Below are 22454 nucleotides of genomic sequence, written 5' to 3' on the forward strand. Positions count from 1 at the left end.
TGGTTGCGGAGGCTGAGTGCTGCGCCGGGTGCGTGTTACCGCAGGTCCCGGTAGCGGGTGACGGGACACGGCGGCGTGGCGTGGTGAGGGTCGTGGGCGCGGATGCCGCAGCGCTTGCGTTTGGCCAGGTACATGGCCTGGTCGGCGGCGTGCAGGAGGTCGCGGGGCGACATGCCGGGTTCGGCGGCGGCGTAGCCGACGCTGGCGGTGACGGTGACTTGCTGGGCGGCGATCTCGTAGGGGCGCTTCGAGATGCGCCGGTGGGCGGCCTGGGCGGCGGTCTCGACCTCGCCGTCGTCGCCGTGCACGACGAGGGCGAACTCGTCGCCAGACAGGTGCGCGGCCAGGGCGACCGACGGACCGAGAACGCTGAGGCGGCGCCCGACCTCGTGCAGCAGGTCGTTGCCGTGCTCGTGGCCGTAGGTGTCGTTGACCTGCTTGAACCGGTCGAGGTCGATGAGGACGAGCCCTAGCGGTTCCCCGAGCGAGAACGTGGCCTCGAGGTGGGTCCACAGGGCCCGCCGGTTCGGCAGGCCGGTCGTGTCGTTGCGCGTGGCCAGCCGGTGCCAGTGCGACCGGTCGCGGTCGCGGGCGGCCAGCGCCTGTCGCTGGTGATAAATGATCCGCCGCTGCCGGACGAGCAGTGCCGCTGCGACGGCGAGACCGGCGAGGACTCCGCCGGCCGCGGTCAGGTAGGAGGTCAGATGAGACACTCGATGTCGCTCCTTGTCGGTGAAGGAGCACCGGGGCGGGCGTGAGCCGCCAAGTTCGACGCCCGCCCCGGGCTACCAGATCAACGGGTTAGTTGGTTTTCGGGGCGAGTTGGAAGGCCGCTGGCTTCTCGACCACCTGGACGGCGAGGTTGTCGGCGACAAGCTTGTGCACGGCGTTGACGACCGCGCCCGCGCTGGCCTTGGCCGAGCCGCTGCCCTCATTGGCCTTGTCGATGGCCTTGCACAGCTGGCTGGTCTTGAACGCCTGGTCGGGATGAGCTTCGAGCACGTCGAGGATGGCCCCGCGCAGGCTGCCCTTGGACCGGCGTGGATTCCCGCCACCCGACGCGCTCGCAGCCTCGGCTGGGCTGCTGGGCCCGGTGGAGCCGTCGCTGCCTTCCGGGTCCGTGCTCGGCTCGGAATCTGCCTCACCAGATGTGTCGGCCGCGACCGGAGCCTCGGCGTCAGCCGGGGTGGCCTCGGCGTCGGTTGTCGCCTCGCTCAGGCCGCTGTCCGCCTGAGCCGGCTGGTCCTGTGGGGTCGGCCGATCCGCGTCGCTGTCCGGCGTTGGTGGGAGTGCGTCGTCCGGCTGGATGCCGGTTGACCCGTCGTCGGATTCCGCCGCTACGGCGGCGCCCGTCTCCTGCGCTGGTGCGGGGGGCTCGTCCGATCCCTGAGGCGCGTTCGCGTCGTCGTCGCTCGGTGCGGGTGCGTGGGGCGGGTCGCCGCTGGCGTCGGTCGTGGCGGCCGGCGGGTCGCCGCTGTCAGTGCTGGCCGCCGCGTTCGCGGTGTGCCGCCAGAGCGTGCGGCCGTCGGCGGCGCGGAACGGTTCGGCCTGGCCGTCTTCCTCCAGCTTGCGAAGCCGCTTGGTGGCCGTCGAGTAGCCGACGCCGGCGCGCTGTGCGATCGCGGCGGCCGTTTCCTGGCCGAGTTCTGCCAGAGCTGCGGCGACCTTGTCCAGGGCGCTGGGCGCCGGAGTCTGGCCGGTTGTGTGGTCCATCTGTCCTCCCCTTGGGGCTGCTGTTCGATATGCCGGGATGTGGCGTGCTTCCATGCACGCTTCGACGGCGCTTCGAGATCAAGTGCGATGACCGGATCCCGCCGACGCGTCGACGCTCGGCCGGGGCCTTGCGCGCCCCGTGGTGCTGGGTCGGGCGGCTACGGGTGGCCGAAGACGCGGTCGCAGCGGCTCGGGTCGACCGGGCGCCACGGCAGGCCCCAGCCGATCCGGTACCGCCCTGCGGTGGGCTGCACGAGGTGGACGCCGCCGCCGAGGGACACCGGCCGGGCGACGGTGAGGGTGTGCCCGTCGAAGTCGACGGTGTGCCAGTCACCGCCGACGTAGTTGCCCATCGCGGCGAACGTCTGGGCGAGGGCGGTCACCGCCTCGCGGTCGAGGGTGAGTTCGAAGGCGCCGTTCCACCAGCCGGTCACCGTCGCGAGGTAGCCCTCGTAGTAGCGGTGGAAGCCGGGGACCGGTTCGTAGCGCAGCCACCGGCCGGAGAACAGGGCCGTGCTGCCTCGCGGCGGCGTGTAGTCAGCAGTGGGCATCGGCCACCGCCACCGGCCACTCGACCGGGTCGAGCCGGGCACCCTGCGCTCGCGGGCGGCCGGGGCACCGCCACGGCGGAACCAGATCGGCTGGTCTCGGCCGGCGTGGCGCCGACCGGCCGGGGTCCGGGTCGCGGCGGCCGGCGCCCAGGTCGTCGAGGACCTGCCGCCGGCGCGGCGGGATCCCGCTAAGGTCGTAGCCTCCCCTGCGCACGCCGAAGCTGCGGTCGGTCAGTGCCGTGTCCCGCGGCGTGTCGGCGCCTTCGCCGGCGTGGGCGCTGCCGCTGGTCACTGCTGCTCCTCCGGGGGCTCAATGCCGGCGGTGGTGGCGGGCGATCCCTCCTCGCCTCTTCGCCCGGCGGAGGTGGTCAGGGCAGCGATCTTGCGTGCGCTGGACCAGGCGGCACCTGTCTCCTGCGCCGCCTGGGCGGACCAGTTGGCTGCGACCTGCAGCCACGTGCCGACGTCGATGACCTCGTCGCGTACCTCGCTGTCGTCGTCGAGGCCGGTGAAGTGTGCCTGGCTGGCCTGGTCGAGCAGGTAGGACCCGGTCTGTGCGTGCACCCGGGCGAGCAGCCGCGTGGTGCGGTGCAGGTGCCCGATCAGGGACGCGACGTCGGAGGGCGTCGGGAGGGCTAGCATCGCGCTGAATGGCCCGGTGGCCGTGTGCAGCCAGCGCATGAGGTGCTCGGCTGCGGTGATGGCGCTGCCCAGCCGGGCCGGGTTGTAGGGGCCCTCGATCGCGAACAGGTGGCCCATCGCGTCAATCCAGCTGCCGGTCTCACTGTCGACCGGGAGCCCGTCCTCGACGAAGGCCGCCTGGGCGTAGCTGCCGTCGGCAGCCGCGCAGATAGGCGTGTTGTCCGCCAGATGCCACCACGGGGCGGCGCCGCCGCGGTAGGCGCTGGTCCAGTCCTCGGCGGGCTGGTCTGTCACCGGCTCGGTGCACACGGGGCAGATCGGGAGTTGGGTCATGTTGCTTTGTCCCTTCAGACAGGGTGACGGCGGCGACCAGGGATTGGTCGCCGCTGGCTTTGGGTGGGGGTGTGACCACGACCTGGTGACAGGCGCTCGCCGGATCCGAGGCCGCGCTGGACCCGGAAGAGGGAAAGAGCGGCCGTCTCGCCCGGCCAAGTAGCGCAGTCGGCGCCCCCGCCTGGGGCGGCCGGCGGGCTCAGGCGAGGTGCGGCGCCTCGGACACGTGGATGGCCGGAACGGTTGCGCTGGTCATCGCAAGTGGCGATGGTCAAGGCACCATGGCCAGTGCTGCTTGCGGCGGAGCTGCTCGATGAGGTCGGTGCCTGGCCGGGCGCGACGGCAGGGGGCGATCAGTAGGTCGTCCCGGTCGTCGACGGGGTCGGCGTGCTGCGCCGCGGCTCGGCGAACTCCCGGACGGTGTCGGGGATGAGCGTGAACCGGGAGACCGGAGTCTCATGCTGGGCCGGTCCCCTCCCACTCCGAGAGCGGGGCGTGAAGTGGTTGGCGGAGCCGACCGGGCAGCAGCGCGCCTCCTTCGGGTACACCGATGGCGGCTGCTGGCCCGGCCGGTTCCGGCAGGTGTGTCAGCGCGGGGCGTGGAAGCGCCCGCGGCCGACGCCGGGGATGACGGTGTCGTCGAGGTAGTCGACGACGAAGGTGCTCCAGCCGGCGTCGACGCCGGACTGGATGAGGTGCAGCAGGTGGTGCTGCGGCCCGTACAGCGGGATGTCGCCGAGACGGCCCGGGTGCAGCCGTCGGTAGCGCCTGCCGGTGAGCTCACCGGCGAGCACCGGTGTCTCCCGCCAGCCAGCGAGGCTGGAAGTGACGGGACGCAGGCGGTGACTGTCGCCCGTGTAGGTGCTGGCGCCGGTCAGATAGATCTGGTGGAACTCGTCGTGCATTACGCGCAGCGCCGGTGGCGCCGGGTGGGGTGCCTCGCCGTTCGCCGCGCTGCGGCGCTGGGCGCGGACGCAGGCGTCGGCGAGGTGCTCGACCTCGTCGAGCAGGAACATGACGCGGCCCATCAGGGGTGTTTCCTTCCTGTCCGGCGGGGTCAGAGTGCGACGGCGAGCAGTCGCTGGTCGGGGTCGATGGCAGCGAGCAGGCGGTTGGCCTGGTCGAGGTAGGTCACCCGGTCGGCCATGGCGTCGCTGGCCGGGGCCAGCTTCGCCCCTTCGGCGGTGATCAGCGCGTCGCCCGCTAGGGCGGTCAGGGCGCTGTGGTGCTGGTAGGCCATGCAGCCGGCCTGGTACATCTCCAGTTCGTTGAGGGCGATTTGCCCGGCGCCGTAGGTGGCGGCGTTGTGCATCCGGATCGCGTTGACCCGGGGCTGGTTGGTGAAGTCCGCTACGGCCTTGTCCCGCGGGTACTCCTGCGGGTTCGCCAGGTGGCGGGCCTCGTAGACGTGCCACGGATTGGCGTTGCGGGTGCCGTGCACGGCGCGGTTGAACAGTTGGTGGCGGATGCCCGCCCCGACGGCGGCGGCGTGGCGCATGCCGGTCAGGTCGAGCAGTCGCGCCGGTCCGCCGGCGCAGTAGGCAGGACGGCCCTTACGCAGTCCGAACATCTGGCTGCGCTGCCACAAGTGCACCGCGGGGCTGGCCCAGAAGCGGGGCGACAGCGTGCCCTGCACGCCGAAGTTGCGGTCGAGCTGGTGTGCGGTCAGGGACTCGCGGGGCAGGTCGCTCGGCACACAGACGATCATGGTGCGGATCGTCGCCGCCGAAGTGACAGCAGGCTCGGTGACCTTGCGGGTCGCGTTCTTGGCCATGAGGTGTCCTCCTTGTGAGGTGGGCGCGTCAGGGCGCGCGGAGATGACCGGCCCACTGGGTGCGTGGGTCGGTTGCGGGGAAGGTGTGGTGCGGGTTGGTGCGGTGCGACCTGGGGTCGCCGCGCGGCGCGGCGCCGACCGGCCCCGGGTGGGGCGGGTGGGCGTGGCGCACCGGGTGGGTGCGGCGGTGGTTCCGAGGTGGGACCGGACCGGGGTGGAGATATATGAGGTGGTGTTGGTGCCGTGAACGGTAGCGGCCTGTTCTGTCAGGCCGATCCGACGAGTTGATCGCCGGAAAGGGCCGCTGGCCTGCACTGTGAGGCATTCCGGCCCGCTCGGCGATGTCGTCGGTGCGAACGCTGTGAGACTTTCCGGCTCTCACAGACGGTCTCGTTTCCTGACAGACGCGGACGGTGGCCGGCCTGTGCGCAGGTGCCCAGGCTGGCCTGTCTGCTGGCCTGCGGTGTGAGCCCTACAGGTCGTCGAAGCGCTGCGGGTTGGTGACCGTGTCGGGTCCGTGGTCGCAGGGCAGCTCGTGCAGGTACCGCCGGTGGGTGGGGTCTGAGACGAGGGTCCAGACCCGACCCGCCGGGTCCGGGCCGTGGACGGCGGTCGCGATCGGGCTGGCGGTGCGCAGCCCTGCGAGCACCCCGAGCAGGCTGGCCTCGCGGCGGTGGCTGGGGACCCAGAACAGCACGGGGTAGCGGGGGCCGAAGGTGGTGAGGCGTTCGTATCCGCGCAGCTTGGCCACGACCCGGGCGAGGTTCTCGGTGTCGTTGTCGTGCTCGAGGAAGAAGCCGGTCGAGGTGCCGCCGACGGTCCACACGCCGTGCCCGTCGGGGCGGATGCCGGCCTGGGCGTAGACGGTGGTGGCGTGCTGCTCGGACCACCAGCGCGACAGTAGGGCGTCGGGCGTGTGGCGGGCGGTGGCGATGAGGTCGGTGAAGAACTGGTTGACGCCGAGCAGGTGGTTGACCTGGCCGCTGGCGGCGATCCGCTTGGCCCGCTCCAGGGAGCTGCGGGGCGCCTTGCCGCCGAGCCCGTTCGGGTCGTGGTAGGTCGTCGGGTGCAGTTGCAGTCCGACGGGTCCGAGGGTGTAGAGCAGTGATCCGTACCGGCCGTGGGCGCCGCTGCGGCCGAAGCGGTGCAGCACGTCGAGGCGGTGCAGGATCGTCAGCCGCCGTTGGGCGGTGCGCCGGGTGTCGAAGAAGGCGTTGGTGATCTGGTCGGTGGACAGCAGGTAGTGCTCGGCGAGCAGCCCGAGGAGGGCGTGGTCGCGGGGGACGATGCGACCGAACACCGCGAGCGGATCCGGGCTGCTGGAGGCAGGAGGAACACGGGAGTACACGACGTTTGCTCCTAGGCAGGATGGGGCTCCCCTCCCGATCGGGAGGGGTGTCTGGGCAGGGGGAGGTCGGTGCGGAGGGCCTGTCAGGGGCGTGTGCGGCACTGACAGCCCAGGTCAACACTGTGCTGCGGATGTCCGACGGTCACCGGTGACGATCCCGCTGGCGAGCCGGTGCGCGACCCGGGCGACGCCACCGCCTGACAGACTCCTCAGCTGCGGTCGCCCTTCGGACGGGAGCGCCGCTTGTCGTCGGGCTTGCGGCTGAGCCGTTCGACGAGGTCGTCGACGGCGCTGGTGTCCTGGCTCGGTACCGCCGCGGCGGCGGCCTGGCGGATGGCGGTCGCCTCGCCGACTACCGGCCTCGGAGGCCGGGTCTTCATGGTGAACGCGGGCGTCTGCCGTCCGTTGACCACGAGGCGCGCGGCGGCGGTGTACGCGTCGAGGTGGGCCAGGTCGTGCTCGCCCAGTTCCGGCAGGGTGTGCCGGGCGAGCTGCCTGGCGTCCTCCGGCGCCACGGTGAAGTACACCTTGTTGCGGGCGTTGGCCGACGCCGCTGCCAGGAGGTCGCGGGGAAACTGGGCCAGGTCCTGGTGGGCGAGCACGAGCGACAGCCGGTACTTGCGGGCCTCGGCGAGCATCGTGTCCAGGCTGTTGGCCAAGGTCAGGAAGTTCTGGGCCTCGTCGATGATGAGGCTGGCGTCGCGGCGCCGGTCGGGAGCGACGCCGGCGCGGGCGGTGGCGGCCTGCCACACCTGCGCAAGGACGAGGGAGCCAAGCAGCCGGCTGGTGTCCTCGCCGAGCACGCCCTTGGGGATGCGGACGAGCAGCACCCCGCCGTCGAGCACGCGGCCCATGTCGAAGCTCGAGCGGGGGTAGCGCATGGTGCGTTTGACGAAGTCGCGCAGCAGGAACGCTCGCAGCCGGGCGAGGACCGGTCCGATGACCTGAGAGCGGAGGCTGTCGTTGAGGCTGTCGTACCACTGCCAGAAGCCGCTGAGCCCGGCCGGGTCGTCGAGGTCCACGGTCATCGCGGAGCGGAACTGGGGGCTGTTGAGTAGCGGAGGGATGTGTTGCAGGGTGACGTTGTTGTGGCGTAGCAGGGTCAGACAGGCCACCCGCATGACGTCGTCCATCCGCGGTCCCCACGCCTTGGCGAAGATGTTCCCGAAGATCGACACCAGGTTGTCGACCACCAGGTCGGGGTCGTCGCCTTCGAGGGGGTTCAGCGTCGGCGGGTTGTCCTGGTCGGGGTCGAACAGCACGACGCGGTCGGCGACGGTGGCGGGGAGCCGGTCGAGGATGTCCAGGACGAGGTCGCCGTGCGGGTCGATGACGACGGTGCCGCGGCCGGCCTTGATGTCGTCGAGGGCCATGTTGACCAGCAGGGTGGTCTTGCCGGAGCCCGTGGAGCCGATCACATGCATGTGATACCTCGCGTCCGGCACCGACAGCCCCACGCTGTGGCCGCCGATTTCGGCGTCGCCGAGCATCTTCACCCCACGCCCGCCGCCGGGGACGGCGACCGGCGCCGGCATCGACGCGGCCCGCGCGCGGTCGAGGCCGGGCACGGCGAGATCTTGTGGCAGGGCGGCCAGCGCGGCGAGTTCCGGGGCGGAGGTCAGGAATCCGGGGCCGAGCCGGCGGGCGGCCAGCACAGCCACCGCGGCGGGCATGCGGGCGCGGTGGGTGAGCCGGTTGCGGCCGGTGTGGATGGCGAACGCCGAGGCGATCGTGTCCGCGATGCCCCGCAGCCGGCCCCGCGGGTCGGCGCCGGGCCGCCGGCTGGTGCTGGCGACCGCGTACCGGATGCCGGTCTGCCACAGCGGGTGCGCTGTCTTATCCAGGATCGCCCGGACGTCGCGGTCGACGGTGGGATCCCGACGGGCGGCGGGCGCCGCGGTGCGGCCGGTGCCGCCGCTGCCGGCCAGGAACGCCTCCAGCAGCCACAGCACCGGCGCAGCCGGGTTGATCGCCGGCACGGCGCTCTTGCCGGCCCGCAGCCGCCCGGCCGCGCGGCGGGCCCGCGCCGCCCGCCGGGGGGTGGCCGGGCGGGCGAGGATCTGCACGCACGCGTGCTCGCCGGGTGTGAGCTGCGCGCCGGCCGCCATCAGCGGGCGCAGCGGGTCGGTGTCGTGGTCGGTGGCCAGCGGCAGCCACTCCGCGTACACGGGCAGCAGGTGCCCACCCGCCGCGGGACGCGCGTCCAGGGGAATGGGCGGTGGCGGGCTGTCGTCGGTGGTGGTGGCCGCGCCGGGCCACGCCGCCCGCACCGCGGCCTCGACCGCACCGGGCGGAACGCTGCCGGGCACCCAGATCGAGATGAGCAGTTGCCGGCCGGTCCACGTGTACTGCCACACGACGTGCGGGGCGCCGTGGAGCAGGCGCCGCCGCCGCGACGGGGTCAGCACGCCGGCCAGGTTCGCCCACAACGCTGGCGCGCTGTGCGGATCGACCTCCGGCGGCGGCGCGATCGTCACCAGCCGCGCGCCGCGGGCGTGGTGGCGGTGCCGCCACATCTCGACCAGGTTGCGGGCCGCGATCCACGCGATCAGCAGAGCGGCGGCGACAGCCGCCAGCCACGGCCGCTGTGTGGCCCACACGGCGGCGTCGACCAGCGCCGACGCGGGTCCGGTGGGGGGCGGGATAGGATCGGCGCCCGGGCCGATGGTGGGGCCGGGCGCCGGTGACAGGAGCACTGCTCTGAAGGCTTCGGTCGGTGGTGTCACAGGTCGTCCTCCTCCTCGTCGAGGTCGTCCAGCTCGGCCGGGTCGGTGGTGCACAGGGCGTGCTCGGCATCGGAGGAGATCGACTCGAAGCTGGTCCTGCTCACCCCGGAGATCAACAAGCCGTGGCCGCGGCGGGCCGCCAGCAGCAGCCGCCGCTCGCCGTCGGTGAGCCCGAACGCCTCGCCGACGGCGTCGATGGCCTGCGGCGCCTGCCGCAGCAGCACCTGCGTGGCGGCGTTGGACACCACGGCCTGGCCGAGGTCGGTGCCCAGCACGTCGGCGGCGTCCTGGGTGATGACGGTCAGCCCGGCGTTGCGCTTGCGTGCCGCCTTCGACATGCGGAACAGGAAGCGGGCGCCCTCGCCGTCGCGCATCAGCAGCCACGCCTCGTCGACCACCACGAGCCTCCGCCGTGACGGGCGGTGCGGGGCGTCGACCGTGCGCCAGATCGCGTCGAGGGCGAGCAGGGTGCCGACGGTGCGCAGTTCATCGGGCAGGTGCCGCAGCGACCACACGACCAGGTGTCCGACCGGGGCCTGGGTGGTCGGTGCGTCGAACAGGTCGGCGAAGCTGCCCTGCACCCACGGCGCGAGCCGGGCGGCCAGCGTCGCGGCGGCCGGGTCGTCGTCGGCGCGCAGTGTTTCGGCCAGGTCGCGCAGCAGCGGCGCGGGCCGGTGGTGGGTGGCCGGGTCCGCGGTGATGCCGGCGGCCCGATAAGTGGCGAGGATCGCCCGGTCCAGCGCGGCGCGTTCCGCCGGTGGCGGCTGGTGGCCGAGCAGCACGCTGATGAGCGTGTGCAGGAACAGCCCGCGGCGGGTCAGCGTGTCGGGACGCCGGTCGCCGGCCGGCAGGTCCAGGGGGTTGATCTTCACGCCGGGCAGACCCAACCGGACGATGCTGCCGCCGACCGCGTCGGCCAGGCGCAGGTACTCGTCCTCGGGGTCCACCACCGCGACCTGCACACCCTGGTAGAGGTTGCGCAGGACCTCCAGCTTCACGAAGTACGACTTCCCGGCCCCGGACCTCGCGAGGACGACCGAGTTGTGGTTCTCCTGCGCCCAGCGATCCCACCACACGATTCCCGAGCTGGCGGGGTTGACGCCGTAGAGGACACCGCCGGTGGCCGGCGGGTCGCCGGGCAGCGGCGCGGGCAGGTCCGGGCTCGACAACGGGAACGCGGCGGCGAGGGCCTGGGTGTCCATGGTGCGCAGCATCCGCAGCCCGTCCGTCGCCAGGGGCAGGGTGGTGGTCCAGCCGGGAAGCTGCCGCCAGGTCGCGGGCTGCACCTCCAACAGGGTCGACGCGGCGGCGGCCCGGACCTGCGCGCACGCCTGCATCAGTTCGTCTTCGGTGCGGGCGTGCACGGTCAGGTACAGGCCGACGCGGAACAGCTTCGCCGCGCCTCGAGCCAGCCGCTCGGCCAGGTCACCGGCGTCGTGCGCTGCTGCGTCGACGTAGGGGTCGGCCAGCTTGCCGCGTTCGGAGTCGGCCCGCCGCGACGACTCCAGCCGTGCGCGCTGCTTGCGCAGCCGGGACGCGGCGATCGGCGCCGGCAGCGGCTCGATGTGCACCGCGAGGTCGAGGCGGCCCGGCCAGGACAGCAGCGGCTCCAGCCACGCAGGTCCCACCTCGGCCGGGTAGCCGGTCACCACCAGGGTGGCGGCGTAGCCGTCGCCCACGCGCAGCCACCGGGGCGTGACCTCGACGGTGGCTGGCGCGACCGCCGACGCCAGCGAGCCCGGCCGCGGTGCGCCGTCGTCGCCGGACCGTCTCTTCCTGATCATGAGCTCTTCCTCCTGGTGCGGGTGCGGGTGGGTGCGGCGGCGGTGATGACGGCGTCGGGTGCGGCCAGGCCGCCGGGACGCGGCGGCCGGTACGGGTCGGCTGCGGAGGCCAGGGCGGCGGTGACCGCCGGGCCGTCCAGCACCCGTGGGGTCACTCCGAGGCCGGACAGGGCGCGGACGGTGTCGTCGGCGCGGCGCCGCGCGGCGTGGTGGCCGTGCTCGCCTGCGGCGGTGCGCGCGACGATGAGGATCTGCCGGCGCAGCGGGTCGCGGCGGGCGGCGAGGTCGCCGAGGAACTCGGCGTGGTCGGCGCACGCCGCTCGCAGTTGCGGGTGCGGCTGGGCGTGCGCGGCGGCGGCGAGGGCCCGGCTGTGGGAGGCCAGGTCGACCGGTTGCGCGGACACGACGATCTGCGTCGGGGTCGACAGGCTGTTGAGCCACCGACCCCAGCTGTCGATCAGCGCCGTCTGCTCGACGGGGGTGCGCAGCGCGAGGTTCACGGTGGTGGTGCCGACGATCGCCGCCCGGGCGCTACCGAGGCTGACCTCGCCGTCGTCGTCGATGGCGTCGGCGGGTAGCCGCAGCGGCGCCGGCAGCGGCACGCGGCCGCTCTTGGGGGTCTCGATCCAGTCCGGCGGTGCGCCGTCGGTGGAGGTGGCGGTGGACAGCGATCGGGGGGTGCGGGTGTGGCCGATGGCGTGCAGCAGCCACACATCCATGGACAGGCCGTCGCGGCGGCCGAGAGCCAGGCCGGTGACCAGCCCGCCGAGCACCACACCGGCACCGATGAGGACCGGCGCCGGCACGACGTCGTGCAGGGCGCGCCACGCGGCGTAGAAGCAGAGCGCGCCGGCGGCGACGATCGCCAGCTGGTGGAACGTCAGGCCGTAGGCGACCTTGTCGGGGGCGTCGACGTCGGCGGACATGCGTGCCCTCATCGGCGCTTCGGATTCGGGTCGGGTCATCTGATGGTCCTCCGGAGGGTGTTCAGGCCCGGGATGGTGCGGGCGATCTGCTGCACCACGACGACGCGGACGACCGCGCCGAGCATGGTGCTCGTGCCGCGTCCGGTCTGGCCCGCCCAGCGGGCCATCAGCCCGGGGATCTTGACGGTGGTCCAGAGCAGCACCACCACGACCAGGAGGTTCAGCGTGCCGCCCGGGTCGACGGGCAGGCCGAACACCGGCAGCATGGTCGCCGGGTCGAGCAGTGTCTGCTGCCCCGCGGTGAGGAAGAACGCCTGCGCCACGGGGATCGCCAGGCATCCGCCGTAGGAGCGCCACCACAGCCGGGCGAGGCCGTCGGTCTGCGGCAGCGCGTGGCAGGCCAGCGCCAGCGGCGCGATGCTCGTCATCACCAGCAGCGCCACGAACCGGCCGATCAGCTGGAACGCGGCCGTCACGACCAGGACGGTGATGATGAGGATCAGGACCAGGAACAGCAGCGGGACGGTGCGCTCCTGCGCCGCCGCGAGGTGGCTGCGGATCGCGGTGAACGCGCCGTCGCCGTCGTAGCCGCCCTCGCTGATCGCCGCGGTCAGGGCGTTGGCGAGATCGATGAGCTGGTCGCAGGCCAACTGGGAGAAGTGCGCGGCGGTGAACCCGACGACCAGCCTCGGCAGGAGGTCCTTGACCGTGTAGCGGGACTGTTCGCCGCCGCCGGCGACCATGACGAGCACGCCGGCGGCGACGAACGCCAACACGAAGACGGTGTCCACGATCCATACCGACCGGCCGGTGAGCGCCTGCACCTGCGGCAGCCCGGTGACCTTCGGTGTGGTGAGCAGAATGCCGGTGATGAGGTCGAAGATCGCGTTGAGGCAGGCCAGGATCGCCGTGGTGAGCCAGTCAAGAGCCTGGTCGAGGACCCATCCCATGACGGTCAGCCCCCGACGATGCCCTGGATGACCTGCAGCAGGATCGGCGCGAGGACGGCCAGGCCGTAGCCGATCAGCGCGTTGCGCAGGGCGAGTTTGGCTTTCTCGACCTGCGACGGGTCACCACCGGCGGTGGCCCAGTACACGCCGGCCAGGACGAGGAAGAGGGTGGCGATGGCGGCCAGGATGCCCATGACCCAGTTCTGCAGGTTGGCGATCACCACCGGCAGCGAGTTCGCCGCCAGGTAGACGGCGCCGCCCGGATCGGCGTACGCGGAGGCCGGGACAGCGAGCGACAGGCCAGCGCCGGCCAGCGGTACGGCCACACGCAGTGCGAGACGAACGGCTCGCGGGATTCGGAGAGTGCGGTGTGGAGTGCGGGACATTGCGGTTCACCTCCCGCCGCGCCCCGGCCACGAACAGGCGTGACCGGGGGCGGCGATTGCTCGAAGCGGTCCGATGGGACCGCCGCCGGGCGCAGGCGAGAAGCGCGCGAACCGCGTGAGCCCCGGGAGGAGCTCGTCCTCCCTCATGGGTGGGTTGCGGTCATCAATGTGGTGTCAGCGCATCAACGTGGCGCGGCACCCGAGGCGCGTGGATCGCGGCTCCTCGCATCGCCCGGCGGCGGGCGGGACCGGCGAGCGGTACGGCTCGCGAAAAGTCCCGCACCCCCAAACCGGGATTTGTGAGCCCTGGCGAACACTTCCCGCGCCCACACCGCTCTGGTGCGGACTCACATCGCAGGTCAAGGCTTGTTTCACCGGCGACAAGGTGGGCGGAGGGCGAGGACTCACAGCCGGATCGGAATCGGATGCCTGGGAGCGGTGTGAGCGCCGCCGACGCTCACAGCTCTTGACAGGGCCGCCTCGGTCCACCCTGAGCCGAGTGCTCCGGACAACGGCGGACAGGTCCTCACCGCGGAAGCGGACGGGCCGAGCGGCGGCCTGCAGGACGCGACCCGTGACTGCGGGGCAGGTGACTGAGAAATAGGCACCATCCCTTCCCCCGTCAATCTGCTCCAGCGCAGGCGCTGCCTGTGGAGCAGCTGCGCCGCGAGCGGCACCGGGCACACGAGAACGGCCGTGGCGCGACGTTGCACGTCGGGCCACGGCCGTTCTCGGCCAGCGGGGTCAGGCGGCTGCTGCGGCGTGCTGCCGGGCGGCTTCGCGGCGGGCAGCGGCGGCACGACCGGCTCGGCGCCGACTGCGCTGCTCCGCCCGCTGCCGCAGCCGCGCCGTGGTTTCCGGCGACGCGACCCCGGTCAGCAGCCCGTCGGCGAGGGCCTCGGCGAGGCGGCTGTCGATGCGCGACAGCCGCATGCGCAGGGCGTCGACGCTGAGGCCGTTGCTCGCGGCGATGGGCTCGATCGCCCGGCGCCCGAGCCGCACGTCGATGTAGGCCTGCTCGTCCTCGGGGTCAAGGACCCCGAGAGTCACCGCGCGGCGGACCAGCAGGTCCGGATGCCCGTACGGCACCCGGGGGGTGCGCGGGCCGGGGGCGATGTGCTCGATGTCCTCCACCGGCATGTACTCCTGCTGCTGCAGCCGCAGGTCCCGCCCGGCTCGCCACGCCGCCTTGCACAGGCTCGCGTACGGCGCGGGTTTGGTCAGGTCCGCCCGGTCGCGTATCGCGGCCAGGAACCCGGTCAGGATCTCGGCGTCGATATCCGCCGGGTCGCCGTCGTAGCCCTCGCACAGCTGGCCCGCGTACTGCTGCAGCGCCGGCATCGCCATGCCGACCGCGGCGACGACCCAGTGCGGCCCGTCGAGCCGCGCGCGGCGGATCAGCTCCCGCCACACCTCGTCACGCGCCGTGTAGGCGCGGGGGTGGCGCAGCAGCCAGTCCCGCAGCGCCGGCAGCGCCATCACCGGCTGCGGGAGCTTCGTGTCGAAGAAGAACGCCGTGCAGTCAAGGACCAGCGGCGCGGGCTCGCAGGTCAGCGCGGCGAAGGCGGTCTCCGCCGCGTCGAGGGCGGAAGTCGGCCAGTTCGTAGCGTCGGACACGCTCATGTCAACACTCCTGTGACACCGAAGGGATGGGATGCCGTCGCCGGCGATGTCACGGCGACCGGCGGCTTCGATTGCGCCACAGACGGCTCACAAGGAACTGACAGAGCTGTTCAGAGCGCCGATCACCGCCGTCGTCCCGGCCTGCTGTCAGTGGCCCCTACGCACGACGTTCCATCGCCGCTGATCGTTGGCCGGGAGTCTGACAAAGGCCGGTTGACCTGCCCTGTGACACCCCTGACAGAGCCTGTTACCGCGCGGTTCGCAGGCGGTGGCACAGCCGCGCGCCGCGACCGCGTGACACGGCGTCCACGACCTCACCGGCAACGCGCAAGGTCCCTTGTGACAATCCGGTCGCCTCACAGCGCCACTGTCACGACCCTGCCGCCGACGACCCGCGCGGGCTCGGCAGTGCCCGTGACAGTCGCAGGCGCGCTGTCACCGCTAGACATCCCGCACCCTGTGACAGGCGATGCCGCGTCGATGACATCGCCGCCGGCACGCGGCGCCCGACGCGTCTCACAGTGCTGGTCACAGCGCTTGTCCACGTCGACGTCCGAAGCGTTCTCCGCACCGGCGTCCGCACCCGTCATCACTTCTGTCAGTGACACAGCGTCACTGACAGAAGGTGGTGAAGTGACCCCCTGAAGCCGGACACCTCCTGACTTGGCATTCTGCCGAGGAGGAGGAAACGCTGTGGCTCGACAGAGCAAGTACCCCGAGGAGTTCCGGCGCCAGGCCGCGGCATTGGTGCTCGACTCCGGTCGCCCGATCCGTGACGTCGGTCGGGAGTTGGGCGTCAACCACGAGACGCTGCGCAACTGGGTCGACCGGCTGCGGCAGGAGCGCGACGGCGGCCGGCCCAGCGACCTGGCCGCTGACGAGCGGGCCGAGCTGATCCGGTTGCGGCGCCAGGTCGCCCAGCTGGAACTGGAGAAGGAGATCCTGAAAAAAGCCGCGGTCTTCTTCGCACGCGAGACGGAGCGGTGAACCGTGCCGACGTGTACCGGTTCATCGACGCGGAGAAGACCACCTACCCGGTCCGTCTGCTCTGCCGGCTCCTCGGCGTCGGCCACAGCGCCTTCTACCAGTGGTTACGCGCCGGCCGGCAACGCGCCACCGACAGAGAACGCCACGACCACGCCCGGGTCGAGCTGACCCGGCAGGCCTGGTCGGAGCACCGCGGCGTCTACGGCGCCCGCCGGCTGACCGCAGAGCTGCACGAGCGCGGCCACCGCTGGAACCGCAAAGCGGTAGCGAGGCTGATGCGCCTGGCCGGCATCGAGGGCGCCCACCGGCGCCGACGCGGCAAGCCCCGCCGCAAAGCCGCCTCGACCGCGACCGCCCCGGACCTGGTCCAGCGGCAGTTCAGCACGACCGCACCGAACCGGCTCTGGGTCGCCGACATCTCTTACCTACGCACCTGGGAAGGCTTCCTCTACCTCGCGGTCGTGGTCGACGCCTACTCCCGCCGCGTCGTCGGGTGGGCAATGGCCGATCACCTGCGCACCGAGCTGATCCTCGACGCCGTCGGCATGGCCATCCAGCACCGCCGACCCGCCCGCGAGCAGCTGGTTCACCACTCCGACCGCGGAACCCAGTACACCTCGTTCGAGTTCGGCCGCACCCTGCGCTCCTGCGGCGTCCTGGCCTCAATGGGTTCGGTCGCCGACTGCTACGACAACGCCATGGCCGAGTCGTTCTTCGCCACCCTCAAGACCGAGTTGGTCTACACCCGGGCCTGGCCATCGCGGCATGAACTGGAGATGGAGGTGTTCTCCTACATCGAGGGCTTCTACAACCCTCGCCGTCGGCACAGCCGTCTGGGTAACGTCAGCCCCGACACCTACGAGAAGCTCCACCAAGAGTCCCTGACAGACATCGAGGTGTCCGGCCGATAGGGGTCACTTCAGTGGCCGGCGTGAAGCCGGGCCCCGTCGCGGTAGGGCGGCTGCCGACGGCTCGTCACGTCGCGAGCGACCGACAACGTGACGGAAATCAGCACAAGCTGATGGCGGGTCGAGCGTTGTGAGTGCTTGTGGGTTCGGCAAGTGTTCGCAGGGGCTCACAAAACCCGGTTTGGGGGTGTCAGCGCTTCACGGCGCGGCGCGGAGCCGACAGCACATGAGCGAGCACACGCCGCACCCGCACCACCCGGCCGGCCACACCGAGCCGGCCGACTCCACACTGATCGACCTGGTCGCCGGCGATCCGCCGGTGCCGATCACGGTCTGGCGCACGGCCCGTACCGACGCCGAAACCCACACCAGCCTACCCACCCGTCTGGCCTACCGCCTCGTCGCCGCGTACAGCCGGCCGGGGGAGGCGGTCGTCGACTTCACCACCGATCACGCCCTGTCCCCGGTCTGCGCCCGAGGCGGGCGCCAGCACCACCGCGCCTGGTTCACCGACAGCTCCACCCTGGTCATCGGACCCGCCACCACCGGCCTGCCGGCGGCCACGACCGAGACCGGCCCACTCACCGCGCCCGGCGAGCCGGATGGCGGCGACGCGCAGGAGCCGCCCGAGCTGGTCGACTGGTTCGGCGACGACCTCACCGACCCCGACCTGCCCGGCGCCGACGCCGCGGTCGTCCGGCCGCCCGACGACGGTCCGCTGGACGCGGCCCCCAGCCTGGTGGTCGCCACCTGGCCGCTGCACGAGGCCGACACGACCGCCCGGGTCCGCCTCGCCTGGCTGCTGGCCGCAGGCGCGCGGCTACTGCGCCCCGGCGGCTGCCTCGTCCTCGTCGTCGGCGTGCCCGCCGGCACGCAGCCCACGCCGGAGGACTTCGGGCCGCTCGTGGCCGCCGCCTCCCGGGCCGGACTGGGCTACCTGCAGCACATCGTCGCCGTGGAGGCCGACACCGAGGGCGACCAGTTCGTCTACCACGTCGCCGACGAGGAACTGCTCACCCTGGCTCACGCCGACCCCGAGCAGTGGTCGGTCGCCCACCTGCGGGTGCACGCCGACCTGATGGTCTTCACCCCACACCCGGCTCCCGCAGCCGAGTCGCGGCGGCGCCGCGACGGCGGTGAGCGCCGTGCCTGAGCACACCACCACCGGACCATCCGACCCGAACGAGCCGGACACCCGCAGCCCCGCGGCCAGCGAGGACTACCCGGGCCGGCACCGCGACTACGAAGGCCGCCACCGCGGGTACGACGGCCGCCACCGCGCCGACCCCGAGGGTCTGTCCGTCTGGGCCACCGCCCAGTCGACCGGCCCCGTCCAGCGACGCGGACGCTACGTGCCGGAATCGGTCAAGCATCCCGCCCGGATGCTGCCCGCCATCGCCGCCCACGCCATCGCCGCCTACACCCAGCCCGGCGACCTGGTCCTAGACCCGATGTGCGGCATCGGCACCACCCTGGTCGAGGCCGTCCACGCCGGACGCGACGCCTTCGGCATCGAGTACGAGCCGCAATGGTCGAACATCGCCGACGCCAACATCCGCCACGCCCACGACCAGGGCGCCAGCGGACGCGCATCGGTCATCCGCGGCGACGCGACCCGGCTGATGTCCCTCGTTCCGAAAGCTCTCACCGGGCAGGTGGCGCTCGTGGTCACCTCGCCGCCGTATGGGCCGACCGTCCACGGCCTCGTCCGCCCCGGCGAGCACGGGGTCGTCAAGTACGACGACCGGTACAACGACGGCGAGGACCGGGGCAACCTCGCCTACCGCGACCTGACCGGCCTCGCCGACGGCTTCGCCCAGATCCTGGCCGGCTGCGCCGCCCTGCTGCGACCCGGCGGCGTCGTCGTGGTCACCGCCAGGCCGTGGCGCAAGCGCGGCGAGCTGGTCGACCTGCCCAGCGCCGTCATCGCCGCCGGGCTGCGCGCCGGGCTCGTGCCGATCGAGCGGTGCGTCGCCCTGCTAGCCGCGGTCCGTGACGGGCAGCTCGTCGCCCGCCCGTCGTTCTTCCAGCTCCAGCAGGTCCGCAAGGCCCGCTCGTCCGGGGTGCCGATGCACCTCATCGCGCACGAGGACGTCCTGATCTTCGCCAAGCAGGCGCCGCCGCAGGACGGAACCGAGGTGGTCGTGTGAGCGCACCCACCCACCGCTACCTGTCCCTGGGCGCCGGCGTGCAGAGCTCCACGCTCCTGCTGCTCGCCGCCCACGGCGCGATCCCCGGGTTCGACGCGGCGATCTTCGCCGACACCGGCTGGGAGTCGGCAGCAGTCTACCGGCATCTGGACCGCCTGACCGGCATCGCGCGGCAGGCCAGCATCGAGGTCGTGCGCGTCAGCACCGGTGACATCCGGGCTGACGCGCTCGACCCAGGCCACAGGTTCGCCTCCATGCCCCTGTTCACCCTGGGACCCAACGGTGAGCGGGGCATGGCCCGCCGGCAGTGCACCGGCGAGTACAAGATCAAACCGATCAAGGCGGAGGTGCGGCGCCGGCTGGGCTACCCGCACCCGACGCGAGTGCCGGCCGGGGTTTGGGTGGAGGTCGCGATCGGGATCAGCCTCGATGAGATCGGCCGGGCCCGTGACTCCGACGTCGCCTACATGCGCAACGTGCACCCGCTGCTCGACCTGGGCTGGCGGCGCACCGACTGCCTGCGCTTCCTGGCCGAGCACGGTCTCGCCGACACCCCGAAGTCGTCGTGCGTGGGCTGCCCGTTCCACGACGACGGCTTCTGGCTCGCCATGCGCGAGCACAGCCCGCAGGAGTGGGCCGACGCGGTCGCCTTCGACCGCGCCATCCGCAACGGCTCCGCGCGGGCCAACGCCGACGGGCACCCGCTGCGCGGGCAGTTCTTCCTGCACCGCCAGCGGGTGCCGCTCGACGAGGTGCAGCTGCGCCCACGCCCCCGACCAGGGGATGCGCCGGGCTGTGGGCCGTGGACCTGCCCCCACGACGAGCCGGCGACAGCGGACGCCGGGCGCGGGGAGGTGGCGTGAGCATTGCCCACACCACCGCCCCCCGGATCGGATCGGTCTGCACCGGCTACGGCGGGCTCGACATGGCCGTCGAACTGGTGCTCGGCGGCCAGCTCGCCTGGTACGCCGAGACTGACCGGCACGCCGCCACCGTCCTCGCCCACCACTGGCCCGACGTCGACAACCTCGGCGACATCCGCACCGTCGACTGGACGCAGGTCGCGCCCGTCGACATCGTCACCGCAGGATTTCCCTGCCAGGACATCAGCAACGCCGGAAAACGCGTCGGTATCACCGGCGAGCACTCCAGCGTCTGGAACCACGTCGCCGCAGCCGTTCGCGTCCTTCGACCGCGGCTGCTCTTCGTGGAGAACGTCGCTGCCCTCCTGCGGCGAGGACTCGACGTCGTCCACGCCGATCTGGCCGCGATCGGGTACGACACGAGCTGGCTATGCCTACGCGCATCCGACGTCGGTGCCGCTCACCGCAGGGACCGGCTGTTCCTGCTGGCCACTCCCGCCGAGCCAGTGGGAGGGGGTTCGGACGTTGCCGACACCGTGCGCCCGTGACGGCAAGGGCCCCGGCCACCCGTACGGGCTGCCGGACCTGGTCGAGCCGACCGGCACCCGTCACAGCCTGCTGCCGACGCCGACCGCAGTGGCCCACGGGTCGAACATGTCCCCCTCGGCGGGGGCGGCCCGCCGGCCGTCCCTGGCCGGCATCGCCTCGCGGTTGCTGCCGACGCCGACGGTGGCCGACAGCCGGTCCTCGGCGATCGCCACCGCCGGACGCACCACGCCCACCGGGCGCGCGGGCCGGGCGCCGAGCGACGCGGCGCGGCTGCTGCCGACGCCGAGAGCCAGCGACACCGGCACCCCGGGCCGACGGGCCGGCGTCGGATGGCGACCGCCGCTGTCGCAGGTACTGCTGCCCACCCCCAGGGCAACCGACGGCACCAAGGGCTGCCCCGGGCAACGCGGGTCGCACGGCGACCTCACCCTGCCGTCGGCAGCCGTGCAAGTTCCGGTCCGGACGCTGCCTACTCCGCGCGCCTCCGACGCACACGGGCCGGGTAAGCACGGTGACGGTGGCGCGGACCTGCGCACCACCGTGGCCGGGCTGGGCCAGCCCGACGCCGACCGGTGGGGGGTGTACGCCGCGGCGGTGGCCCGGTGGGAGCTGCAGCTCGGACGGCCCGTGCCGGAGCCGACCCAACCGGGGCGGCACGGCAAACCGGTCCTGGCGCCGCCGTTCGTGGAATGGCTCATGGGCCTCGACGAGCACTGGGTCACCGACCCAACTCTCGGGCTGCCGCGCACCGCCGCACTACGGGTTCTCGGCAACGGCGTCGTCCCCCAACAGGCTGCCGCAGCGTTGCGGCTATTGCTGTGCCCCCGTCGGTGGGAGGTGCGCGCGTGACCAGCGGTCGCCGCAGGTGGAACGCACTACGACGGATTCTCCGTCCGGCCTACCTGCTCGGTGCTGTTGGCAGATGGTGCGCCCAGCCAGGCGTGGACCGTCGCGACCTCATCGTCGGAGAACGTGATCTCCGCTGCGTCGGCGCGGCTGAGAACGTTGCCGACGAACGCTACTGCGATCTCGTCGGCTGTCGGTGGAGGTTGGCGGTGCAACGGGCAACCGCCGAACGACGTGCCCCGCACGACGAACCCGACGGCGTTGCGGCTGACCGGCAGCCCCTGCTCACGAAGGTGGTCACGAGCCCAGCTGGTGCACTGGGTCCAGTTGAACCGCTGAGACTGGGCGTACTCCGCGAGTGTCCGGTAGATCGCCGGCCACCAGGGTTGCGGCATCCGCGGCAGATCGAGCTGGTCGCCCAGGCGCTCGACGGGATCCGGCAGGGCGACGCGTGGTGGCGTCGCGGTGACGGCCTTCGGAGCCGGATGGCGGCTGGTGTCCCAGAGCAGGTGCTGCGACATCCGCAGGTCCGGCAACGTCAGGCTCGCCACGGCTCGGGCGAAGCTGCCAAAGCCGAACCAGTTGCTGTCGCTGACCGACGGACCGAGCTGCGTCCGCAGCCGGGAAGCGAGCGAAGCCATGTTCAACGGCTCGGTCGCTGCGGTGTACTCCTGGGTCACGATTGACCGGAAGGCCTCGTAGGCCTCGCTCTGACCAGAGGCAGGAATGTCACCGTCGACAGCGGCCACATGTTCGTCGAACCCCTCCTCCACCTCACTGTCGGGCTCGTCGTCGAGGTCGACCGACTCGCCCTGCACCAGTGCCAGCAGTTGCTGGCTGTCGAGAACCTGGTCGGCGATCGCGGTGAAGGCCTCAGCCGCGTCGGCCGGTGACACGATCATCGTTCGCCGGTCGGAGCGGCGCAGGCGTTGCAGCAGAGGGGTCATGTCGGAGTCGCCAGAGGCGATCACGAACTCGTCGTACCGGGTGTCGGCGGACAGCGCGTCGACGGCGTCGACGACGATCCTGATGTCGGCCGCGTTCTTTGTGCTGCTGTAGCGAGGGCAGTCGATCACGTCGAAGCCGGCTCGAACGAACGAGGGCCGAAACTTCGAGAAGTACAACCGCGTCTGCTCCCCGCCCGGGTCTGGGCGGTACACCCAGCCTGCGGGATTGAGGTAGCAGCGCAGGACCAGCCAGCGCCGCGCGCCATCCGTCGTGGCCGTCGTCGCCAGCCTGCGCAGCCATCCCGCCGGATCCTCGGCGAAGTGAACTGCCACGTCCGGATCCAACTTGTAGAGGCCGCTGAACACGTTATCGAAGTCGAGGTAGAGCGCCGCCCGAACGTGACTCACGAGCGCAACCTACCAACCCTGAGCAAGGACGCCATCACAC

22 protein-coding genes are annotated in these 22454 nt (G+C 72.2%); 7 read left to right on the forward strand and 15 right to left on the reverse strand.

The features are described 5' to 3' along the window. Positions 1-35: 35 nt before the first annotated feature. From MICAU_RS30435 to MICAU_RS30500, 14 genes are all read right to left on the reverse strand, one after another. The gene (locus MICAU_RS30435; protein ID WP_013289194.1) at positions 36-713 is read right to left on the reverse strand and encodes a GGDEF domain-containing protein; all 678 of its coding nucleotides are present in this window, start codon (positions 711-713) and stop codon (positions 36-38) included. Positions 714-801: 88 nt separating this feature from the next. Then, positions 802-1713 (reverse strand): hypothetical protein, encoded by a 912-nt coding sequence (locus tag MICAU_RS30440; RefSeq protein ID WP_013289195.1) that lies wholly within the window; start codon positions 1711-1713, stop codon positions 802-804. Between the two features lie 158 nt (positions 1714-1871). Then, the gene (locus tag MICAU_RS30445) at positions 1872-2264 is read right to left on the reverse strand and encodes a hypothetical protein (protein WP_013289196.1); all 393 of its coding nucleotides are present in this window, start codon (positions 2262-2264) and stop codon (positions 1872-1874) included. Then, on the reverse strand, positions 2251-2556 hold the full coding sequence (locus MICAU_RS30450) for a hypothetical protein (protein ID WP_013289197.1): 306 nt from the start codon (positions 2554-2556) through the stop codon (positions 2251-2253). The genes MICAU_RS30445 and MICAU_RS30450 overlap by 14 nt, the downstream gene beginning before the upstream one ends. Further along, positions 2553-3239, reverse strand: coding sequence for a hypothetical protein (locus MICAU_RS30455; protein WP_013289198.1), 687 nt, complete (start codon positions 3237-3239; stop codon positions 2553-2555). Before MICAU_RS30455 ends, MICAU_RS30450 begins: the two co-directional genes overlap by 4 nt. Positions 3240-3826: 587 nt before the next feature. Further along, positions 3827-4267, reverse strand: a complete 441-nt coding sequence (locus MICAU_RS30460; protein ID WP_013289199.1) for a hypothetical protein — start codon at positions 4265-4267, stop codon at positions 3827-3829. A gap of 29 nt (positions 4268-4296) precedes the next feature. Next, positions 4297-5013, reverse strand: a complete 717-nt coding sequence (locus MICAU_RS30465) for a hypothetical protein (RefSeq protein ID WP_013289200.1) — start codon at positions 5011-5013, stop codon at positions 4297-4299. Positions 5014-5485: 472 nt separating this feature from the next. Then, positions 5486-6361 (reverse strand): replication-relaxation family protein, encoded by an 876-nt coding sequence (locus tag MICAU_RS30470; protein WP_013289201.1) that lies wholly within the window; start codon positions 6359-6361, stop codon positions 5486-5488. A gap of 209 nt (positions 6362-6570) precedes the next feature. Next, positions 6571-9057 carry a type IV secretory system conjugative DNA transfer family protein gene (locus MICAU_RS30475; protein ID WP_425311437.1) on the reverse strand — a complete coding sequence of 829 codons (2487 nt, stop codon included), beginning with the start codon at positions 9055-9057 and terminating at the stop codon, positions 6571-6573. Positions 9058-9083: 26 nt separating this feature from the next. Beyond that, entirely contained in the window at positions 9084-10871 is a 1788-nt protein-coding gene (locus MICAU_RS30480) for a VirB4 family type IV secretion system protein (RefSeq protein ID WP_013289203.1), read from the reverse strand. Then, positions 10868-11797: a PrgI family protein gene (locus MICAU_RS30485; protein ID WP_082171425.1), complete on the reverse strand. Its 930-nt coding sequence runs from the start codon at positions 11795-11797 to the stop codon at positions 10868-10870. The genes MICAU_RS30480 and MICAU_RS30485 overlap by 4 nt, the downstream gene beginning before the upstream one ends. A gap of 35 nt (positions 11798-11832) precedes the next feature. Then, positions 11833-12747, reverse strand: coding sequence for a conjugal transfer protein TrbL family protein (locus tag MICAU_RS30490; protein WP_013289205.1), 915 nt, complete (start codon positions 12745-12747; stop codon positions 11833-11835). Positions 12748-12752: 5 nt separating this feature from the next. Further along, the gene (locus tag MICAU_RS30495; RefSeq protein ID WP_013289206.1) at positions 12753-13133 is read right to left on the reverse strand and encodes a pilin; all 381 of its coding nucleotides are present in this window, start codon (positions 13131-13133) and stop codon (positions 12753-12755) included. 744 nt (positions 13134-13877) lie between these two features. After that, positions 13878-14756: a hypothetical protein gene (locus tag MICAU_RS30500; protein ID WP_013289207.1), complete on the reverse strand. Its 879-nt coding sequence runs from the start codon at positions 14754-14756 to the stop codon at positions 13878-13880. Between the two features lie 693 nt (positions 14757-15449). Between MICAU_RS30500 and MICAU_RS30505 the strand changes: the two genes are divergently transcribed. The 7 genes from MICAU_RS30505 (at position 15450) to MICAU_RS30535 (ending at position 21062) form a co-directional block, all read left to right on the forward strand. Continuing rightward, the gene (locus MICAU_RS30505; RefSeq protein ID WP_013289208.1) at positions 15450-15743 is read left to right on the forward strand and encodes a transposase; all 294 of its coding nucleotides are present in this window, start codon (positions 15450-15452) and stop codon (positions 15741-15743) included. An 11-nt stretch (positions 15744-15754) separates the two neighbouring features. Continuing rightward, the gene (locus MICAU_RS30510) at positions 15755-16654 is read left to right on the forward strand and encodes an IS3 family transposase (protein ID WP_158614776.1); all 900 of its coding nucleotides are present in this window, start codon (positions 15755-15757) and stop codon (positions 16652-16654) included. 223 nt (positions 16655-16877) lie between these two features. Next, entirely contained in the window at positions 16878-17804 is a 927-nt protein-coding gene (locus MICAU_RS30515) for a hypothetical protein (protein ID WP_013289210.1), read from the forward strand. Beyond that, positions 17788-18801 (forward strand): TRM11 family SAM-dependent methyltransferase, encoded by a 1014-nt coding sequence (locus MICAU_RS30520; protein ID WP_041799148.1) that lies wholly within the window; start codon positions 17788-17790, stop codon positions 18799-18801. Before MICAU_RS30515 ends, MICAU_RS30520 begins: the two co-directional genes overlap by 17 nt. Then, positions 18798-19664, forward strand: coding sequence for an adenine nucleotide alpha hydrolase family protein (locus MICAU_RS30525; protein WP_013289212.1), 867 nt, complete (start codon positions 18798-18800; stop codon positions 19662-19664). The genes MICAU_RS30520 and MICAU_RS30525 overlap by 4 nt, the downstream gene beginning before the upstream one ends. Next, positions 19661-20212 (forward strand): DNA cytosine methyltransferase, encoded by a 552-nt coding sequence (locus tag MICAU_RS30530; protein ID WP_013289213.1) that lies wholly within the window; start codon positions 19661-19663, stop codon positions 20210-20212. Before MICAU_RS30525 ends, MICAU_RS30530 begins: the two co-directional genes overlap by 4 nt. Then, a complete protein-coding gene (locus MICAU_RS30535) occupies positions 20190-21062 on the forward strand; it encodes a hypothetical protein (protein ID WP_013289214.1) in 873 nt (290 codons plus the stop codon). The genes MICAU_RS30530 and MICAU_RS30535 overlap by 23 nt, the downstream gene beginning before the upstream one ends. Positions 21063-21088: 26 nt before the next feature. Here MICAU_RS30535 and MICAU_RS30540 read toward each other — a convergent pair whose 3' ends face one another. Further along, positions 21089-22414, reverse strand: coding sequence for an NYN domain-containing protein (locus MICAU_RS30540; RefSeq protein WP_013289215.1), 1326 nt, complete (start codon positions 22412-22414; stop codon positions 21089-21091). Between the last annotated feature and the right edge of the window lie 40 nt (positions 22415-22454).

The sequence above is a fragment of the Micromonospora aurantiaca ATCC 27029 genome (genome assembly GCF_000145235.1).
GTDB classification, from domain to species: domain Bacteria; phylum Actinomycetota; class Actinomycetes; order Mycobacteriales; family Micromonosporaceae; genus Micromonospora; species Micromonospora aurantiaca.

What these genes read in the sequence shown, in the direction of transcription:
- MICAU_RS30440 (WP_013289195.1), bottom strand. Translation starts at nt 1,713, where the DNA reads ATGGACCACACAACCGGCCAGACTCCGGCGCCCAGCGCCCTGGACAAG.
- MICAU_RS30445 (WP_013289196.1), bottom strand. Translation starts at nt 2,264, where the DNA reads ATGCCCACTGCTGACTACACGCCGCCGCGAGGCAGCACGGCCCTGTTC.
- MICAU_RS30455 (WP_013289198.1), bottom strand. Translation starts at nt 3,239, where the DNA reads ATGACCCAACTCCCGATCTGCCCCGTGTGCACCGAGCCGGTGACAGAC.
- MICAU_RS30460 (WP_013289199.1), bottom strand. Translation starts at nt 4,267, where the DNA reads ATGGGCCGCGTCATGTTCCTGCTCGACGAGGTCGAGCACCTCGCCGAC.
- MICAU_RS30465 (WP_013289200.1), bottom strand. Translation starts at nt 5,013, where the DNA reads ATGGCCAAGAACGCGACCCGCAAGGTCACCGAGCCTGCTGTCACTTCG.
- MICAU_RS30480 (WP_013289203.1), bottom strand. Translation starts at nt 10,871, where the DNA reads ATGATCAGGAAGAGACGGTCCGGCGACGACGGCGCACCGCGGCCGGGC.
- MICAU_RS30485 (WP_082171425.1), bottom strand. Translation starts at nt 11,797, where the DNA reads ATGTCCGCCGACGTCGACGCCCCCGACAAGGTCGCCTACGGCCTGACG.
- MICAU_RS30490 (WP_013289205.1), bottom strand. Translation starts at nt 12,747, where the DNA reads ATGGGATGGGTCCTCGACCAGGCTCTTGACTGGCTCACCACGGCGATC.
- MICAU_RS30495 (WP_013289206.1), bottom strand. Translation starts at nt 13,133, where the DNA reads ATGTCCCGCACTCCACACCGCACTCTCCGAATCCCGCGAGCCGTTCGT.
- MICAU_RS30500 (WP_013289207.1), bottom strand. Translation starts at nt 14,756, where the DNA reads ATGAGCGTGTCCGACGCTACGAACTGGCCGACTTCCGCCCTCGACGCG.
- MICAU_RS30515 (WP_013289210.1), top strand. Translation starts at nt 16,878, where the DNA reads ATGAGCGAGCACACGCCGCACCCGCACCACCCGGCCGGCCACACCGAG.